Here is a 19985-nt window from a genome sequence, read left to right on the forward strand (position 1 = left end):
CTCCCTCCATTTACCGAAAGATTTGCATTACTATTTGAAAAATTAATATATTTGAGAATAAATATAGAAAAAGCGCCGATAAATCCAATTTATTAGTGGGTTTGTCGACGCTCTGAGGCCCTTATTAGGGGCCTTGTTTTTTTATAAAATTTCTTGGGCTAGGATTAAAAGTCCGTATGTCGCTGACTTTCCATCATATTTTGGTCTTACTATATAAGATTCTAGCTCCTTTATTTCTATATATCCATTCATCAATTCTTTGAATTTTTCCCTAACTTTTTCAATTAATCCCTCAACTTGCATAACCCCACCGCCAAATACAATGACATCAGGACTAAACATAAGGCTTGTGTTGTAGACGGCCTGGGCTAGGTAACCCGCCTCTATATCCCAAAATTCATCATTTGGCTCAAGATCTTGTCCACTTTTGCCAAGTCTTTTTTCAATATTTGGACCAGATGCGAGGCCTTCAAGGCAGTCACCGTGGCACATACATCCGCCCTCGTACGTATCCCTTGGGTCTTTTTTAATAATCATATGGCCCATTTCTGGATGGCTAGCTCCACCTAGGAAATTATTATTTTGGACAAAACCGCCACCCACACCTGTTCCAACAGTATAATAAGCAAGGCTAGCCTTACCCTCACCGCATCCAACCTTGTATTCACCATAGGCTGAAGCATTCACATCTGTTGTGACATAAATTGGCACAGAAAAATCTTCCTCAAGACATTTTATAATATTGAAATCTTTCCATCCCTCTTTAGGAGTATTTAAAATCTTCCCATAATCATCCGAATCTGGATTTACCTCAATAGGCCCAAAAGAGCCAATAGCTATTGATTCTATATCTGTCTTGTATTTTGCAAAAAATTCCTTAATTTCATCGAAAGTTTCTTCTGGACGTCTTGTAGCAATCCTAACTTGATCTAAAATCTCTAAATTTCGATTGCCAACAGCACAAATCATCTTAGTGCCACCAGCTTCTAACACACCAAACATAAGCCCTCCATATAAGATTTGTTTTTAATATTTTACCCAAAATTTTTATTCTTAGTCGAATCTTTTTTCAATATCAAATCCTCTTAACTTACAATCGCCAATAGCAAAGTATTTTCCATCTTAGCTTTAATCTCAAACCCCACTTTTTTGTGGAGGGCCAAGGATTTTTTGTTTAAAAAGGATTGTTTTTCATACGTTTTTCTGACATCTTTACCGATTAATTGCAATTGATTGTCGTTTCCGTATAATTCATATGGTAAATGTTCACACGAAAAGAATATTTTGAAAAGGAAGGATATTATGAAAAATAAATTTAAATTAACAGCGCTACTTGTAGCCCTTTCACTAGGTTTTGCAGGATGTGCTCAAAATGCCGGCAAAAAAGTAGATGATGCAGCTAAGGATGCTAAGGAAAAAGTTGAAGAAGCTGTAGAAGATACTAAAGATAAGGCAGAAGATGTAAAAGATGAAGCAAAGGATAAGGCAAGCGATGCTTTAGATAAAGCAAAGTCAACCCTAGAGGGCAAACTCGTTCTTAGAAGAAGCCTAAGAGCACCTCATGGCGAAGGTTCTTTTGCAAGAATCGCTGTTATTACAGATGGGGATAAAATTGTAGATGCAGCTATTGATGAATTTCAATTCTTCGATGAAGGTTCAGGTTTCCTCGCTCTCCCAAACCAAGATTCTGATACAGAATTTAAATCTGGCAATAAGGAAGGCAAGTTCTTAGGATCAAAGCTTATGAATGATGAAAAATATTCAGCTCTCATGAAGGAAAAAGCTAAGGCTACAGTTTCAATCGCAGATAACTTTAAGGCTATCCAAGATTTTGTTAAAGGTAAAACCATAGATGAACTTAAAAAAGTTGTAGCTGGGGCAGAAGATGGCAAGGCTATTGATTCTGTCACAGGAGCTACTCTTGTTGATACAAAAGGCTACCTAGAAGCCATAATCGAAACAGCAGAGGATGACGAAAACACAACAGTTTTTGAAGCTAACAAGGATGATGATATACAAATCAAGCAAAACTTTGGTACAGCTGGCAACAAAAATGCCATCACAGATACCTTTGTTGTCATGGAAGATGGCAAAATTATAGCAGCAAATATCGATGAATACCAATATATGGAAGGTAAGGGCGTACCAAACTCTGATAAGAAATTTGGTGAAAACTACGCTGATTCCAAAAAAGTCCTAGCATCTAAACTAGAAAATAACGAAGAATATTCTAAACAAATGAAGGAAATTGCCAAGGCTAGTCACACCCTAAGAGAAAGCCTAAACGCTATCGAAGCCTATGTTGTAGGTAAGACTCCTGATGAAATCAAGGACCTAATTGACGGCAGCAAACCTGGCAAACCAGTAGACGCCATCTCAGAAGCAACTCTATCAAGCACAGTTGGTTACCTAGACGAAATCTACAAGACAGCCACAAAATAAAAAATAAGACCAGAAAGTCTTCTCCTTTCCCATCTTTGGAAAGATTAAAGACTTCTGGTCTTTTATTTTGCTTAATTTTAGAGGATATCAATTTTTTCCCTAATATCCTTTCTTAAAAATATCACACAAACTATAGCATTTAAAATTTCAGCTATAGGAAAGGCCCACCAAGCAAAATTTAGACTTCCAAGCCTTGTAAAAATATAAAAAATTGGCAGAAGAAGGATAACCTGTCTTAAGAATGACTGGATCACAGGAAACTTCCAGTTTCCAATAGCCTGAAATATTCCTCCCACGCCCACTACTGATGGGGTGGAAATTATAAAGGAAAGTGAAACAATCCTAATCATTGGCACGCCGATTTCTCTCATGACATCTGTCGCAGAAAAGAGGTCAAACAATTGTTTGGAAAATATCCACATCAAAACAACTGATAAACCAACAATAACAAAGGATGCTACAAAGGCAATTTTAATCGCTTCCCTAATCCTCTCCTTGTTTTTCGCCCCATAATTATAGGAAACTATAGCTAAAAGTGCATTTGAAATCCCAAACATAGGCATAAAAGAAAAGGACTGGAGCTTATACATAATTCCATAGGCCGCTACGGCTGAAGCGCCGAAAGTGTAGAGCATATTATTAATAAAAAACAAAACCACAGAGCCAATCCCACTTATCAAAACAGAAGGAAGACCAATTGAAAAAATTTGTTTGATATTATCCATGTGGAAGCTTAAATTTCTGAAAATAAAATTCACATCCCTATTTTTCTTGCTATGGAAATAAACTCCTACCAAAGATCCACCAGTCTGACCGATTACAGTCGCAAGAGCAGCGCCTGTAACGCCAAGTTTTGGAAAACCAAAAAGACCAAAAATCATAATCGGGTCAAGAATTATATTTAATATCGCTCCTGTCCCCTGGGTAATCATGGTGTAGACAGTGTTGCCTGTTGATTGGAGGGTTTTTTCGAAAAATATTTGGAAAAATACACCACCACAGAATAGCAGAATCACATATAAATAATCCTTGGTGTACTGGATGATTTCTGGGTCTGTGGACTGACTTTTCGCATAAAAATCTGTAAAAAATATACCAAATAACATAAAGGCTGCCATGGATGCTGCCGCTAAGATTAGGCCATGGGTCGCTATTACTCCGACTCTTTTTTTATCATCCATGCCCAGATATCTTGAAAGCAAGGCTGTTGTACCTATACCTGTTCCAACTGCGAAAGCCACCATTATGTTTTGGACAGGAAAGCAAAGGGAAACAGCTGTGAGGGCCTTTTCAGAAAGTCTCGCTACGAAAATCGAATCCACAAGGTTGTAGACCGATTGGACCAAGAATGAAATGATAATCGGCAGACTCATTTTAAATAAGAGGGAGGGTATGGGCTCAGTTCCCATCCTATTTTTATTTTCTATTTTTTCGCTCATATAAGCTCCTTTCTCGCTAATAACAATATAAAGAGATAGGAGCCCTAGGCTACTATCTCTTTTTTTAATCGTATAGCTCTTTTTCTTGACGTCTTAGGGCATCTTTCACCCTGAGATTTCTCATAATTCCGTCATCATCACTATTGATTATATGGATGGCAGAATTTTCATTTCTTTTTTTATCATCAAATTCTCCTAGAAGACTTGGGTCAACGTGATTTCTCGCCACGTCTTTATTTATTGCTGTAAGCATGAAAGCTCTTTTGGTCCTCTCGCTTACAGATTTTCCTAAAACCATATCTTCTGTGGCAATTTTTATTAGGTTCACCCCAGCTAGGGTTGAATAATAAAAGGTCCTGCCTTGTCTAATATTCATCTCTAGGGTATAGACCTTACCACTTTTTGAATCTTTTTTAAAGTCAAAATTAAAAAGTCCTTCGTAGGAAAGGCTATTTGTAATTTTTTCTGCAATAGCATACATTTCGCTGTCTTCGTGATCGACTTGAACTAGGTGGTTGCCTACCCACATCGGTCTCATGTCAGATAAAAGATTTCTCGCAAGCACCATTGATACCTTGCCATCTTTTGACCTATATCCATTTAGGGAATATTCAGTGCCCTGGCCTCCATGAATAAAGACTTGAACTATGACATGGCCTTGGTAGTCGCTATCGTAGATATTATCCAAGATTTTTATAGCCTCAGCCCTGTCTTTGGCATGGTAGCCCTTTTGCTTAATCTTTATGTCGCTTGCTATGAAGTCATCGTACTCATCAGCCTTTAAGAATAATTCTCCATCAAGGTTTAAATTTTTATAATTTTCCCTATCAGCCACATAGGACTTAGGGTAGGAAACTCCAATTTCTTCTAGAATCTTATAAAACTCAGATTTTTTGAGGAGTTTACTTGCCATGTCTGGGTTTGGGTAAGGGATATGGTAGGAAAAATCAAAGTCCTTAGCATTTCTTACCAAGAGGTCTACATAGTGTTCGGTAGGTGCAAAGAAGATAAAGTCCTCTTCTGGCCTAGCTTTCGCTATCTTATTTAGGGTGTCGATAAAAATCTTATCATCTGCCGAAAAATTTTTCTCAGTATAAACGTCTGCAATTCTTGTTTTATAAAAGGGAACTAGGACTGCTGACCCAGCTACTATTGGTTTTTTGTCAAAGGCTTCATAAAAACTTCTGGCAACCGAATAGGAGTTGTGGTCAGTGCCTAGGATAATCGCATTAAAATTCATGGCTTAATAGATTGATTTTCTTGACTTAGAATCTCTTTCTTCAGAGATTTTTGCGATGAAGTCAGCAAGGTTAACGTCTTTTGTTTCTTCGCCGTCCCTATTTCTAACTGTTAGGAGACCTGATTCAATTTCCTTATCACCTACTACTAGCATGTAGTTTGTTCTCATCATTTGAGCAGATCTAATCTTGTAGCCAACGCCTTCGCTTCTCTCATCTACTCCTACCCTGAAACCTGCTTTTTCGATTTCTTTTGCAATTTCATGAGCCTTGTCAGCAAATCTGTCTGCTACTGGGATTACTTCTACTTGTCTTGGGTTAATCCAAAGTGGGAACCTACCTGCAAAGTGTTCTGTAAGAACTCCGATAAATCTTTCAACTGAACCAAGTAGGGCTCTGTGGAGCATTACTGGTCTCTTCTTTTCGCCATTTTCGTCTATATATTCTAGCTCAAAGTTGGCAGGAAGTTGGAAGTCAAGTTGGATAGTACCACATTGCCATTCCCTCTTGGCTGCATCTAGTAAGTGGAAGTCGATTTTTGGACCATAGAAAGCACCGTCGCCTGGGTTTATTTGATAATCAATGCCACGTTCTTCTAGGGCAAGTTTTAGCTGTTCTTCTGCGAAGTCCCAATCCTTGATATCTCCCATGTAGTCATCTGGTCTTGTAGATAATTCCATTGTATATTTGAAACCAAATGTAGAGTAAAGAAGGTCTGCAAGGTCAATCATCTTGTAAACTTCTTCCTTGATTTGACTTGGAAGGCAATAAACGTGAGCATCGTCTTGGGTGAATGTTCTTACTCTGAATAGACCATGTAAAGTACCAGATAATTCGTGTCTGTGAACTTGACCAAATTCTGCAAGTCTGATTGGTAGGTCTCTGTAAGAATGTTGACGAGATGCGTAAGTTAAAACTGATCCTGGACAGTTCATTGGCTTAATAGCATAGTCTTCGTCATCTATCTTTGTGAAGTACATATTTTCCTTGTAGTGATCCCAGTGACCTGATCTGTGCCATAGGTCTTCATTTAAGATAAGTGGAGTTTTGATTTCACCATAACCACTGTGGTCAAGCACATCCCTCCACCAACCAAGAAGCTCGTTCATTAAAATCATGCCATTTGGATGGAAAAATGGGAAGCCTGGTCCTTCTTCGTGGAAGGCAAATAGGTCCATTTCCTTACCAATCTTTCTGTGGTCACGTCTAGCAATTTCTTTTTGTAATTCTTCGTATTCTTCAAGGTCTTTTGCCTTAGGGAAGGAAATGCCGTAGATTCTTTGAAGCATAGCCTTATCAGAATCTCCCCTCCAATAAGCACCGGCAATTGCTTTTAGTTTTATAGCCTTGATTTCCTTTGTAGATTCAAGATGTGGTCCCCTGCAAAGGTCTGTGAAAGCATCGCCTATCTTATAAAGAGTGATTAATTCATCTTTTGGAAGGTCTTCGATTAACTCTACTTTGTAGTCTTGGCCTTCTTCCTTAAACATTTTAAGAGCTTCGTCTCTTGAAACTTCAATTCTTTCTAATTTGAGATCTTTTTTAGCAATCTCTTTCATTTTCTTTTCGATTTGCTCAAGATCTTCTGGAGTAAATCTGTGCTCAAGGTCCATATCATAGTAGAAACCATCTGCTATGGCAGGTCCTATAGCAAATTTTGTTTCTGGCCAAAGCTCCTTGATGGCAGCAGCCATAACGTGGCTTGTTGTGTGCCAGAAAATTTCCTTGCCTTCTGCATCTTCGAATTTTACAACTCTAAAGTCTGAGTCTTCTTCGATTGGCTCAGCATAGCCCATAACTTTTCCATTTACAACAGCACCTACAGCTGCCCTGTAAAGTCCCATGGAGATGTCTTTTGTCACATCACCAACAAGGACACCTTTTTCGTATTCTTTTACTGAATCATCTGGTAATTTAATCTTAATCATATCTTCTCCTTATTTTTATAAATCACGAATAAAAAACGCCCTACTATCCAAAAGGATAATAGGACGGCAATATTCCGTGGTTCCACCTAATTTACTACTCATTAGGACTGTATCGTAGTCGTACGTCTTGCTTAGTCACAAGAAACTCAGGGTTGGTATTCAGTCAAAATGTCACTAAGGCTTCTCAGCTACACCTCTCTCTGTAAGTTAAATCCGACCTACTAATCCCGTCATCGTCTTATATTATGTAACTACTTTACTCAATCCTTATAATATTGCAAATCAAAATCTAATATATAAAATTTCTTTGCTTATTCTTAAAATTTTTTAAAGCATTAAAACTTGAATAAAAGCCCCAATATTTGATATACTTAAGTAAGCAAGTATTTCCTTAAAGATAGGAGGAAAAATGAAAAATATAATGATAACCGGTGGGGCTGGCTATATCGGCACCCACACTGCTGTAGAATTATTAAACAAAAATTATAAGGTTGTAATCTACGACAACCTATCAAATTCATCAAAAATTGCTGTTGACAGGGTAGAAGAAATAACTGGTAAGAAGGTTAGCTTCTACGAGGCAGATATTCTTGATAAAGACAAACTAAAAGAAGTTTTAACCAAGGAAAAAATCGACGTCCTAATCCACTGTGCAGCCCTCAAATCTGTTGGCGAATCAGTTTCAAAACCACTTGAATATTACCACAACAACCTCACAGGCACACTTACAACTCTCGAAGCCATGAAGGAAGTAGGCTGTAAAAACCTAATCTTTTCTTCATCTGCCACTGTTTATGGCAACCCAGCGAGTGTACCTATTACAGAAGATTTCCCTAAGGGCGAGTGCACCAACCCTTATGGTTGGTCAAAGTCTATGATGGAGCAAATTATGATTGACCTTCAAAAGTCAGACCCAGAATGGAAAATCGTTCTGCTAAGGTATTTTAACCCTATTGGTGCTCACAAGTCAGGCAGGATTGGAGAAGACCCAAGAGGTATTCCAAACAACTTACTTCCATATATCGCCCAAGTTGCTGTCGGCAAACTCGACTACCTCAGAGTTTTCGGTGACGACTATGACACAGTTGACGGAACTGGCGTTCGTGATTATATCCACGTTGTAGACCTAGCCAAGGGTCATGTTTGTGCTATTGATAAACTTGATGAGCTCGACGGAGTTTCTATAATTAACCTTGCCACAGGCAATGGATATTCTGTCTTAGAAGTAGTGAAGGCTTTTGAAGAAGCTTCTGGAAGTAAAGTCCCTTACAAAATTGTTGGCCGCAGGGAGGGTGACATTGCTAAATGCTTTGCCAATGCAAAAAAAGCCTACGAGCTTTTAGGATGGAAGGCAGAAAATGGAATCAAAGAGATGTGCGAAGATTCCTGGAGATGGCAATCTCAAAATCCTAACGGCTATGAAGAAAGGAATTAAAATGGATACTACCCTTGTTGTTCTAGCGGCAGGGATTGGCTCAAGGTATAAGGCGGGCATAAAACAGCTTGCAAAAATGGATACCAACGGCTATACAATCATTGATTATTCAATCTTTGACGCAATCGAAGCCGGCTTTAACAAAGTTGTATTTATTATAAGAAAAGATATAGAAAAAGATTTTAAGGAAGTAATCGGATCTAGAATCGAGAAATTTATCAAAGTCGAATACGCCTATCAGGAATTAACTTTGCCTGGTGATTTTGTTTCTCCAACAACTAGGAAAAAACCTTGGGGCACAGTCCATGCCGTCCTTGCAACCAAAGGGCTGGTCAACGAACCATTTTTAGTAATAAATGCTGATGACTACTACGGCAAGGGGGTTTTTATTGACCTTCGTAACTTTTTACTAAAGACACCAGCCGAAAAAGAAGGAAGACTCCAAGTTGCCATGGCAGGCTACAAGTTAAAAAACACCCTTTCTGATAACGGCACAGTCACCAGGGGAGTTTCTGTAGGAAATAGCGAAAATAAACTTGTAAATATCATCGAAACTCACGAAATAAAATATAACAAGGAGGATGGAACTTTTTCTTCAAAAGAAAAGCTTGCCCCAGACTTGCTTAATTTAGAAAGCCTTGTTTCCATGAACCTCTGGGCGTCTTTCCCAAAATTTATAGACCTTGCAGAGAAACATTTTGTGACCTATTTAGAAAAAAACAAGAATAATTTGGAAACTTGTGAGTACGTTTTGCCAGACATGATTGGGGAATGGATTAAAGAAGACCTTGCTGATATTACAATTATACCTACCAACGAAAAATGGATAGGAATTACCTACAGGGAAGACCTAGAGCCAGCCCAAGAAGCCTTTAGACAGATGTTTGCCGAAAATACATATCCTAGGGATATTTGGTCAGAAAAATAAAACCCAAATGCAAAAATTTTAAAATTTCGCCTAAAACCATCTTGTGTTTTTGGCAAGGAAAAATCCCACCTACTAACCTGTGAAGGTTGGCTAATAGAGTGGGATTTTATTATCTAGGATTGATTTATTAAATAATTTATATTCAAAAATTATTTTTCTATCTTAGCTTCAACGTTTTGTTTTCTTGGGTTATTTTTATTTTCTTCTATAGTTTGCTTTAAAAAGTCTGCTTTTTGTGCATATTCTTTTAAATCTTTTAGCTTATATGACCAGTTTTTATCGTTTAGGGTTGCTGGTTCGTTAATCCTTGCTTCTTCGCCAAGTCCTAGGATATCACCAAGAGATACGATTATATAATCACTGGCTATGCCCATAACAAAATCAAAGAAATCTTCTTTGATGTCTCCGTGGTCTATGCCCAAGTCTTTGAAATATTTTTTTATAGATTCGTGTTGGGCTTCACTTAGTTCGTCGTACCATTGGAAAAGGGTCTTGTTGTCATGGGTGCCTGGGTAGGCAACAGAATTTTCTCTAGCATCAACTAGGTGGTCTTCCCAAGGTCTTAGGTTTTCTTGGATAATTACCATTCCCTTAAGGTCATAGTGGTCACGAAGTTTGTAGACTCCTGGCATCATTGTGCCGAGGTCTTCTGCGATAAATTCTACATCTTTAAGTTCTTCTGTGATTTTGTCAAAAAGTTTAAAGCCAGGTGCACAAATCCATTCACCTTCTACAGCTGTGTCGTTTTTCGCATCAATTTGCCAATAGGTGTCAAAGGCTCTGAAGTGATCAAGTCTTACGATGTCATACAATTTTGCATTGTAAGCTAGTCTATCAATCCAAAATTTAAAATCGTCTTTTTCAAGCTCATCCCACTTATAGATTGGGTTTCCCCACCTTTGTCCTAGGTCTGAAAAGGCATCTGGTGGCACTCCTGCTATTAGGATTGGCTTGCCTTCCTCGGTAATCTCAAAATATTTTTGATTTTGCCAAACATCTAGGCTGTCAAGTCCTACATAGAATGGGATATCACCGATAATTTTAAGACCATTTTTGTTTGCATAGGCCTTTAATTTCATCCATTGAACATAGAAAATATATTGGACGAAAATTTCATAACCTATTTGCTCTTCATAAGGACTTAGGTCAAGCTTCCTGTCAATTATCCATGACTTTTGTTCTTTTGGCCATTCATTCCAAGCTATAAGATCATTGTCTTTCTTGAAACTTATAAAAACTGCATAATCATATACAAAGTCAAATTTTAAAAATTCCTTGTAGGCCTCAGTTTTATCAAGACCCTTTTCCTTAAATTTCTCATAAGCTTTCTTTAAGTATTTACCCTTAAAGTCTCTTACAAAATTATAATCTACCCTATCTTCCTGCTTAAATGGGGCTACTTTTTCATCTAGTAGGCCTTCTTCATAAAGCATATCCAAGGATATATAGACCTCATCTCCTGCATAAGATGAGTAAGGTTGATATGGTGAATTACCATATCCTAGAGGATTTAGGGGAAGGATTTGCCACATATCAAATCCTGCTTTTTTACTAATATCTATAAAGTCATAGCTTGCCTTGCCAAAATCACCTATACCATGGTTGCCATTCAGACTAGCAAGGGGCCATAAAATTCCTGCTTTTTCCATATTCACACCTTTCTTATTTCTGCTGTTGTTTCGCCGATAAAAAGATCGGCATCAAAACTTGTTACTTCCTTAAATTTTCTTTTATTAATAATCTTAAATAATTCCTTAACTGATGTATGGGCAATCTTATCGGTTGGTTGGGCCATAGTTGTAATAGGTTTTAGGAGAAATTCATTAATCTCAAGACCATCAAAACCTGCTACAGAAATATCTTCGGGCACAGATTTTCCCATATCGGCTAGGGCTTTTATAGCACCGATAGCCACTAGGTCTGATATGGCAAAGATAGCTGTACAACCAAGCTCATCTTTTACAATTTTTTTGCCCGCTTCATAGCCATGGCTTAGGGAATATGGATTTAATCCTTTTGGTGGGTAGACTACCAATTTTTCATCAAAATCTATACCGTGGTCAGCAAGGGCCTTTTTATAACCTTCCATCCTTAGGTGTCCAATACTTAAATCGTCGGCTCTTGCTGCTATAAAGGCTATTTTCCTGTGACCAAGACTTATTAAATAATCAACCATTCTTGCGCTTTCCTTAAAGTCATCAATTCCCACACAAGCTGCATTTCTATTTATAATATCCTTATTAACTATAGTTGTCATTGAATAAGGGGTATCAAGAGAATCTAGTTGTTCGCTATCGCTTACAAAATGACCTCCCAAGAAGATAATCCCTTCGGGTTTTAAAATCTTTGCAACCCTCTTTGCAACATCAAACTCTGATAGGTGTTCCTCTACCTTATTTAGGACAAAAGCATAGTCAGTTTTGCTTATCTCTTCTTCTATTACCTTGATCATAGGTGTGAAGAAAGGGTTGGTAATTCCCTTAATTAGGACGGCTATGGTTTTATTTTTATTTATTTTTAGGTTACGTGCATTAGAGTCGGGCACAAATCCCACTTTCTTAATAGTAGCAAGGATTTTTGTCCTTGTTGATGGGCTTATACCTTCAGCATCGTTGATTGCCCTAGAAACTGTACTTACACTCACCCCACAAATATTTGCTATATCCTTAATTGTTGGATTGGTCATACACTCTCCCCTTTAAAATCCTTATTCCTTTTTGTTCTTCTAGTAAGATATCAGCCGGTTTTGTAAAATAGATCAAAATTTGGGAAACCTCTTATGAAATATTTCTCAAAAATCCTACTTATATGTTTCTACAGTCTATATGTAACTTTATTCACAAATTATCCAGAATATTTTTACTAATTGAAAATTTATTAAAGCTTGGCTTTGCTCTAAAAAATCCCAATTTTGTCCTATTGGAAACTTATTTTACGGTATCGTTTTCGTGAGATCAATATATCACATTCGCGCAGAAATTACAAGGGGAAATGAAACTTTTTTTAAAAACATGACAAATTTTTAAAAATTTTTATTAAAACTTCTTTATGTTATAACAGAATTAGGAGGCGTTATGAAAAATAAAAAATCCCTAGTTTTACTTCTGGCTCTTGGACTAATCTTTGCTGGCTGCAAGGATGAAGCGCCCAAAAATGTCTCAAGTGAAAAATCAGTAGTAATAAAAAGTGAAGAACAGATCAAAGATGAAAGTGTAACCGACAACTTTTACAAACTTGTAGAAGATGCAAATAAAGACTTAACTGATGAAGAAAAAACTTTTTTAGCTAATCTCCTAAAAAATATAGAAGATAAAAATTCAGAATATTTATCAAAAATTTTAGCAGGCCCACTTAAAGACCAAGTAGGTGGCAATCTTAGGGTTTTGACTAAGAAACTTGCTCCTGTGGACCTAGCTGGTCCTATCTTAAGTATAAGGAAAATAAAAAAAGGGTAAGTCTTTTATACTTATAACTAAAAATGAAGATGATTCTCTAGTAATAGTGGCTGAAAATGATAAGGACAAATTAACAAAGCTTGATATTACCCTCGGTTCAACCTTTACTAAAAATCAAGAACTCAAAAAGGACAACCAAGCCTTTGTTGATAGGTCTTATGAAATAATAGATGCATTAAAAAATTCTGATAAGGAGCTTTCTGCCAAAGATATCAAGGGCCTAAACCTTGAAGAAAAAAAGTTTGATGACTTGTATGATGGCCTCGTAAAGGACCTAAGAATGGCAGGAAAAACTCTAACTGACAAGTCCAAGGTGAAGGTTTCTTTTGCCAAAGATGTCATAAAAAATGCACCTGTTGACCAAAACCTTGTTAAAGTTGGGCTTATTTACACCTTTGAACACATAGAAAAAATAGTCTATGATTTTGTTTATACAGAAGATATTAACCTCATTTCCCTAGGCATAATTCCTGATGAAAAGTAGATTTATTTTTAAACCTTGTTCCAAATAGAAATAATCTTTAAATTCCACTAAGATATCAGTTTGAAATATGGCAAATTTAAGAAGCTTGCTTTGGGATTTATTTTTTAAGAAATTCTATTTAAAGTCGAAATCTAACACTTTCGGATATATAGGGCAGGGAAAATTCCTGCCTTGTAAGTACAAGTAAATATCAAAAACGTCCAGCAAACTTGTATAAATCCCACTCCCATATTAGGATTGGAAGGCCAAGGTCTTTGCTGGACGCTTTTTTATTTTTCTTCGTTTTTTTCTTCAGGTTCTTCTTCAGTTTTTCCCTCGTTTGGTTTATCCTTTAATTTTCTAATCCTACAAGCCTTTATCCTATTATCTTCCATGTAGAGGATTTTTATTTCATAGCCATTGTAGATTATGGTTTCATTATCTCCTGCTTCTGGGATGTAACCAAGTTTGTCTATAATAAAGCCACCGAGCGAATCATAATTTTCGTTTTCTTCGTCAATATTTATTGGAATTTTCTCATTTAAGTCCTTAATTCCAATCGAAGCCTTGACCACAAAGACATTTTTGCTGTTGATTTTTATTTCTGGAATGTCGTAGTCAAAACTATCTTCCATATCGCCCACGATTTCTTCAATAAGGTCCTCCATGGTGATTACACCTGAAAAACCACCGTATTCATCAATCAAAATCGCCATGTGGATGTGGCCCTTTTGCATATCGGAAAAAAGCTTGTCGGCTTCAATTTTATCCGGTGCAAAGTAGGCAGGTCTGATTAATTTTTCGAGGTCTACATTAAAAAGCCCCACCTTGGTCGCCTCCAAGAGGTAGTCCTTGGTATATAAAACTCCCAAGATATTGTCAACATCATCCTCAAAAATAGGAATCCTGTTGTGGCGAATTTTCACAAATTCTTCCATGTATTCCCTGTCCTTATCGTTAATGTCAATCATAAAGACATCGGTCCTTGCAGTCATGATTTCTTCTACGATTATATCGTCAAAGTTCATGATGGAATGAATCATCTTTGATTCCATAGGCCTAATAATCCCCTGGTCTTCACCGATTTGAACAATAGACTTTATCTGCTCGTTGGTGACTTCTTTTTGGATAACGCCTGCCTCAATGCCAAAAATTTTCATTATGAAATTTGTTACCTTATCAGTAACAAGAACAAAAGGCTTGGTTAAGGCAAGGGCTAGTCTCAAAGTCCCTGTTGTGTTTAGGGCAAAAGCCAGTGGATTTCTAACACCTATCCTTTGGGGAATCTTATCTACAAAAATTATTTTTATTACTATGTAAAACAAGATAGTGATTATAAGGGCAGTCTTCATAGATATATTAGTCACAATAAAATCAGTATCCCTTATTATATCTGCAATGAAAGCAACTGTAACCAAGGACAAAACAGAATTTATCATAGAAAAAGACTGGTTGAGCCTGTCTTGATTTGAAGTTATTCTAAGCAAGACCTCAGCATCCTTGCTGCCTTTTTCTTCTAAATCACGGAGCTTATCCTGGGAAAGGCTAATCACTCCAGTATGAAGGGCTGTAAAAAAACCATTTATCAAAATTAAAAAAATTACTATTAAAACCAAAATTAAACTGTGGTAGGGAACAGAGTCCATATTTTCTCCTTTATATATAATTCTCTTTGACTATATCAACAATCATCGCCCTTGTCAAAGGCAGAGCCTATTTGTCAATCTTTTTAAATAAAAGATAGCAAATGATTACGCTTAGGATAGATAGGCCGATGATATACATATAGCCAAATTCCCAGCTCAGTTCCGGCATGTTTTCAAAATTCATCCCGTACCAGCCAGTTAGGACTGTAATCGGGGTGAAAATCGTAGTTACAACTGTGAGGATTTTCATAGTTGAGTTCATGGTTAGGTCCATTTTTGAATCGTAGGAGTCCTTGACATTGGTAATGTAGTCGGACAAATAGGAAATATTCGCCGAATATCTTTCAACCCTATAGGCTAGGGATTTTAAGTGTTTGATGTCGTCATCATCAAAGATTTCATTTTCATTTTCTACAAAAACTTCGATTGTATCTAGGAGTCTCTCGTAGGATGTGTAAAGATTTAGAGCCTTGTGCCTATTATCAGAAATCACTCCAATCTTATCCTTGTTTGACTTGTTATTTATTATCGAATCCTCTATTTGGGCTGTTGAATCTTTTATCTGATCAAAAATCTTTGTATGTTTATCAATTAGGGCTGTTATAAAGTGTTTTAGGGCACGGCCTGGCGACCTTGATGAAAATCTCTTGGCCACCATCTTGTTGAAGGCTCGAGTTGTGGAATCGTCCTTGTCGTACATATCAACCACAACTAGCCTATTATTTTCTATATAAAAACCAATGAGGTCTGATGTATCAAGATTGCCCCTTATGTCTAAAAGCTCTAAAATCGCAAAGGTGTAGGTATCCTCAACTGCCACATAGGATTTTTTGCTATTTTCTGTGACAAGGAGGTCGACCAAGGCATTATCAAGCTTATATTTCTTAGCAAAGTCAATAAAATCAGCCTTTCCTAAATACATTAGATAAAAGTCGTCGTCTTCTATGGCATCATAAAACTTTGGCATGGTCGTTTCTTCAAAACCATTATCCGTATCAAATTTATAAATATATTCCATGTAAACTCCTATTTTTCAAATATCTTAATCATTCTATGGGATAGTAACTTCCTTGTCAAAAAATCCCCGCACTTAGGCTAGCGATTTATTTATAGATTTTAAAACCACCATAAAGACCATGATTGCAAAAATCCCAAAGGCAAGGGAAATTATTGCCGAATGGGTAAAGCCAGCGATGATGTAGGAAATACTGGCAATGCCTGCGACTGTGAGCCCATAGGCTAACTGGGTTTTGACGTGGTCAACATGGACACAACCTGCACCTGCTGATGACATTATGGTTGTATCTGAAATTGGCGAAATGTGGTCCCCGCAAACTGCCCCAGATAGGCAAGCAGAAATGCCTATGAAAAACAAAGGTTGACCTATTTCAAACATGGCAGTTATGATTGGAATCAAAATCCCAAAAGTTCCCCAACTTGTCCCTGTGGCAAAGGCAAGGCAGATTGCAACAACAAAGATAACTGCAGGTAAAAATGAATTTAGGCTTCCAACTGCCCCCTTCATTAGATTTCCAACAAATTCTTGGGAACCCAAGAGGTCGTTTGAAATATTTTTGAGGCTTGTAGCCATAGTTAGGATTAAAATCGCCCCAACCATAGAAGAAAATCCTTCAGACAGACTTTCCATTGACTTTTCAAAGCTAATCACGCCCCTAATTACAAAATAAATTATGGAAATGATAAGGGCAAAAAGAGACCCCATTGCAAGGGCTACAGATGAATCTGTATTGGCAAAGGCATTCACAAAGTCTCTGTAAAATTCACTTGCAGGATCAAAAAATCCCCCAACGTAGACTAAAGATAAAACAGAAACAAGGATCAAAACCAAAATCGGAAAGATAAGGTCAATCACTTTTCCGTTTGGATTGCCGTCTTCTGCTGTAATTTTACTTGTCTTAAGAGCTCCAAGGTCCCCTGTTTCCATAGCTTTTTTCTCAACATCCTTCATCGGACCAAAGTCGTTGTCAAAAAGTATGATTGACACTACAAAAACCAAGGTCAAAAGCGAATAGAAATTGAAGGGAATAGACCTTACAAACATTTCTATGCCAGAAATCCCCTCAGCATAGCCAGAAACCGCCGCTGACCAAGATGAAATCGGTGCAATCATACAAATTGGAGCTGCTGTTGAGTCTATGATATAGGCAAGTTTGGCCCTTGAAATCTTGTAGGAGTCAGTCACCGGCTTCATGACAGAGCCTGATGTCAGGCAATTAAAATAATCGTCAATAAAAAGCATGGAGCAAAGGAAAAAGGTCGAAAGTTGGGCGGCCTTTCTCGATTTTATCTTTGAGTGGGCAAATTCACCAAAGGCCCTTGACCCACCCGAATGATTTATCAAAACAACCATGATTCCCAAAACAACAAGGAAAATAAAAATCCCCGCAGTTTGGGAAACAGAAGTTATAAGCCCTTTTTCAACTACATTATCAAGGGATTTAGAAAGTGAACCACCAGATCCTAAAATCCCTCCGACTATGATTCCCAAAAACAAGGACGAATAAACTTCCTTGGTCAAAAGTGCCATAAAAATAGCAAGCACAGGCGGAAAAAGCGCCCAAGCAGTAGCAAAAGTATTGGCCTCTGTAAGGGAAATATATATTGATAAAATTATCGAAACAAGCCCCACACAAAGGGCAAGTTTCATATTTTTCTTCTTCATAAAAACCTTCCTCTATCTAAATAATCTATAATAAAAATAAAAGCTTAAAATAAGCACGTTTAACATTATACTGAATTTAAAAATATAAGAAAGGGTAAAACATCGACTATATCTAGTTTTACCTAAAATCGGAAGGAAATTACCTAATAAATATTATTTTGAAATTTTTAGTCTAATTTATTTAAAAAATCTGATGGTGATTTTCCTTATCTGAGTCTTTCTTTTCTTTATAAGATTTCTCCTCCCTTCGGTCGTCGAAATGGCGGATAACACTATAAATTCACACAGAAAAAAACCACCGAAAAATCGGTGGTGTTCTTATCTTTCTTCTGAAATTATATCTTTGACTTTCATTAGTCTTGATATGGTTGCCCTTTCGTTTTCTTCTAGTTTGGCTCTGATGTATTTGATTGTTTCTTCAAGGTCTGGGATGGTCCTGTATTCTAGGGCGTTTACCCTTCTTCTTGTCGATTCAATCTCATCTGCCATTAGCTGGGTTGTTTTTTCAAGCTCAGCTAATTGCAAAAGCCTATCTACTACATGGTTTAGCTTTAGGATTGCTTCATCTAGGCCCACGCTTGTTGTGGCGTAGCCGTATGGAAACATGGAAGCTTTTTCGTTTACCTTTACCTTAAATTCCATCTTAGGAATCCTAACACTCATGACGTTTTTACTTGTAATATCAACGCCAACTTCCTGTGTTGGAAAGCTTACTGCTTCTTCGAGGATTTCTGGACTCATGAAGGCTGATGCCATTAAAAAAGCTGCGAAGGAGTCTGATAGTTCCTTTTCTACATCTTCACGAAGTTTTTTATTTTCCCTGATGAGCTCCAAGAATTGCCTCATCAATTCATCTTGCTTATCTTTTAGGAGTTTGTATCCTCTTTTGGCAGTGGCAAGCCTTCCCTTTAGAGCGTTTAGGTTCATCCTAGTAGGGGTTACTTTTAGCTTTGCCATAGGCTAGTCCATGTATTTTTCTATTAGGGCGTCGTCAATTCTCTTAAGCTCTGATTTTGGAATTATCTTTAAGAGTTCCCAACCCAAGTTAAGAGTCTCTTCGATTGACCTATTTGTGTAATAACCTTGGTTGATATATTTTTCTTCGAAGGCCTTAGCAAATTCTGCAAAGGCTAGGTCGGCAGCTGATAGGGCAGAGTCACCGAGGATTTTTTGAAGCTCTCTAGCATCCACACCTGAAGCGTAGGCTGCGTAGATTTGGTTCATGGTATCTGCGTGGTCTTCTCTAGTCTTGCCCCTACCTATACCCTTATCTTTTAACCTTGATAGGGATGGAAGGATAGATACAGGTGGTGCTATGCCTTGGTTGTAAAGGTCACGACTTAGGATAATTTGTCCTTCGGTAATATAACCTGTTAGGTCTGGAATTGGGTGGGTAATGTCATCTTCTGGCATTGATAAAATAGGAATTTGAGTAATAGTTCCTGGTTTGCCACGAAGTTTACCTGCCCTTTCATAGATTGTAGAAAGGTCTGTGTATAGATATCCTGGGTAGCCACGTCTGCCTGGCACTTCTTTACGGGCTGCAGATACTTCACGAAGGGCTTCAGCGTAGTTGGTCATGTCTGTCATGATTACTAATACTTGCATATCCTTTTCAAAGGCAAGGTATTCTGCACATGTTAGGGCCATTTTTGGTGTTGAAAGACGTTCGATAGCTGGATCGTCAGCTAGGTTTATAAATAAAACTGAACGGTCAATGGCGCCTGTTTTCTTAAAGTCATCCATAAAGAATTGGGCTTCTTCAAAGGTGATGCCTATAGCTGCAAATACTACAGCAAAGCCTTCGTCATCTCCCAAAACCTTAGCTTGTCTAGCGATTTGGGCTGCTACTTGGTTGTGTGGCAGACCGTTTCCAGAAAAGATTGGAAGCTTTTGGCCACGTACAAGGGTATTTAGTCCGTCTATTGTTGAAATACCAGTTTGGATAAATTCTGATGGGTAGTCTCTTGAAACAGGGTTTATAGCTGTGCCGTTAACATCCCTCTTATCTTCTGGAATTATTTCTGGACCGTCATCTATAACTTCACCTAGACCGTTAAAGGCACGACCTATCATGTCTTCACTTACTGCAAGTTCTAGGGGTCTACCTAAAAATCTTACAGATGTGCCTTCAAGGTTGATTCCGCTTGAGCCTTCAAATAGCTGAACCATGGCACGATCCTTATCGATTTCTATAACCCTGCCTCTCCTGTGTTCGCCAGTTTGAAGTTTTATATCTACTAATTCTTCGAAGTTTACTCCCTCAACGCCTTCAACAAGCATAAGAGGGCCAACTACTTCTGTTACAGTTCTATATTCTTTTAACAT

Annotated in this window: 16 protein-coding genes; 5 read left to right on the forward strand and 11 right to left on the reverse strand. The window is 37.6% G+C overall.

Going from position 1 to position 19985, the window contains the following annotated elements; genetic code table 11:
* Nucleotides 1-141 precede the first annotated feature (141 nt).
* Complete coding sequence (locus tag HMPREF0072_RS02140; RefSeq protein WP_004827162.1) at nt 142-1002, reverse strand: ROK family protein; 861 nt, start codon at nt 1000-1002, stop codon at nt 142-144.
* A gap of 300 nt (nt 1003-1302) precedes the next feature.
* Between HMPREF0072_RS02140 and HMPREF0072_RS02145 the strand changes: the two genes are divergently transcribed.
* On the forward strand, nt 1303-2442 hold the full coding sequence (locus tag HMPREF0072_RS02145; RefSeq protein ID WP_004827164.1) for a YtxH domain-containing protein: 1140 nt from the start codon (nt 1303-1305) through the stop codon (nt 2440-2442).
* A gap of 77 nt (nt 2443-2519) precedes the next feature.
* Here the strand turns inward: HMPREF0072_RS02145 and HMPREF0072_RS02150 are convergent, their stop codons facing one another.
* The 3 genes from HMPREF0072_RS02150 to thrS form a co-directional block, all read right to left on the reverse strand.
* Nucleotides 2520-3881 (reverse strand): MATE family efflux transporter, encoded by a 1362-nt coding sequence (locus HMPREF0072_RS02150; RefSeq protein ID WP_004827165.1) that lies wholly within the window; start codon nt 3879-3881, stop codon nt 2520-2522.
* A gap of 64 nt (nt 3882-3945) precedes the next feature.
* Entirely contained in the window at nt 3946-5121 is a 1176-nt protein-coding gene (locus tag HMPREF0072_RS02155) for a carboxylate--amine ligase (protein WP_004827166.1), read from the reverse strand.
* 3 nt (nt 5122-5124) lie between these two features.
* Nucleotides 5125-7047: a threonine--tRNA ligase gene (gene thrS / locus HMPREF0072_RS02160; protein ID WP_004827167.1), complete on the reverse strand. Its 1923-nt coding sequence runs from the start codon at nt 7045-7047 to the stop codon at nt 5125-5127.
* Between the two features lie 409 nt (nt 7048-7456).
* Between thrS and galE the strand changes: the two genes are divergently transcribed.
* Nucleotides 7457-8482, forward strand: a complete 1026-nt coding sequence (gene galE / locus HMPREF0072_RS02165) for a UDP-glucose 4-epimerase GalE (protein ID WP_004827168.1) — start codon at nt 7457-7459, stop codon at nt 8480-8482.
* 1 nt (nt 8483) lies between these two features.
* Nucleotides 8484-9410 (forward strand): nucleotidyltransferase family protein, encoded by a 927-nt coding sequence (locus tag HMPREF0072_RS02170; RefSeq protein WP_039931000.1) that lies wholly within the window; start codon nt 8484-8486, stop codon nt 9408-9410.
* Nucleotides 9411-9559: 149 nt separating this feature from the next.
* On the opposite strand, the gene malQ is transcribed toward HMPREF0072_RS02170, so the two are convergent.
* On the reverse strand, nt 9560-11059 hold the full coding sequence (gene malQ / locus HMPREF0072_RS02175) for a 4-alpha-glucanotransferase (protein ID WP_004827170.1): 1500 nt from the start codon (nt 11057-11059) through the stop codon (nt 9560-9562).
* 2 nt (nt 11060-11061) lie between these two features.
* Nucleotides 11062-12096, reverse strand: a complete 1035-nt coding sequence (locus HMPREF0072_RS02180; RefSeq protein ID WP_004827171.1) for a LacI family DNA-binding transcriptional regulator — start codon at nt 12094-12096, stop codon at nt 11062-11064.
* Between the two features lie 388 nt (nt 12097-12484).
* Between HMPREF0072_RS02180 and HMPREF0072_RS02185 the strand changes: the two genes are divergently transcribed.
* Together HMPREF0072_RS02185 and HMPREF0072_RS02190 are read left to right on the forward strand one after the other, a co-directional pair.
* A complete protein-coding gene (locus HMPREF0072_RS02185; protein WP_004827172.1) occupies nt 12485-12865 on the forward strand; it encodes a hypothetical protein in 381 nt (126 codons plus the stop codon).
* Between the two features lie 46 nt (nt 12866-12911).
* Nucleotides 12912-13349, forward strand: a complete 438-nt coding sequence (locus tag HMPREF0072_RS02190) for a hypothetical protein (protein ID WP_004827173.1) — start codon at nt 12912-12914, stop codon at nt 13347-13349.
* A gap of 269 nt (nt 13350-13618) precedes the next feature.
* Here the strand turns inward: HMPREF0072_RS02190 and HMPREF0072_RS02195 are convergent, their stop codons facing one another.
* The 5 genes from HMPREF0072_RS02195 to HMPREF0072_RS02215 form a co-directional block, all read right to left on the reverse strand.
* Nucleotides 13619-14974, reverse strand: a complete 1356-nt coding sequence (locus HMPREF0072_RS02195) for a hemolysin family protein (protein WP_004827174.1) — start codon at nt 14972-14974, stop codon at nt 13619-13621.
* 67 nt (nt 14975-15041) lie between these two features.
* On the reverse strand, nt 15042-15992 hold the full coding sequence (locus HMPREF0072_RS02200; RefSeq protein ID WP_004827175.1) for a magnesium transporter CorA family protein: 951 nt from the start codon (nt 15990-15992) through the stop codon (nt 15042-15044).
* 72 nt (nt 15993-16064) lie between these two features.
* Nucleotides 16065-17657, reverse strand: coding sequence for a Na+/H+ antiporter NhaC family protein (locus tag HMPREF0072_RS02205; RefSeq protein ID WP_004827176.1), 1593 nt, complete (start codon nt 17655-17657; stop codon nt 16065-16067).
* A 318-nt stretch (nt 17658-17975) separates the two neighbouring features.
* Nucleotides 17976-18614, reverse strand: coding sequence for a V-type ATP synthase subunit D (locus HMPREF0072_RS02210; RefSeq protein WP_004827177.1), 639 nt, complete (start codon nt 18612-18614; stop codon nt 17976-17978).
* Between the two features lie 3 nt (nt 18615-18617).
* Nucleotides 18618-19985: a V-type ATP synthase subunit B gene (locus HMPREF0072_RS02215; protein WP_004827178.1), complete on the reverse strand. Its 1368-nt coding sequence runs from the start codon at nt 19983-19985 to the stop codon at nt 18618-18620.

Origin of the sequence: Anaerococcus lactolyticus ATCC 51172 (genome assembly GCF_000156575.1) — a bacterium.
GTDB classification, from domain to species: Bacteria; Bacillota; Clostridia; order Tissierellales; family Peptoniphilaceae; genus Anaerococcus; species Anaerococcus lactolyticus.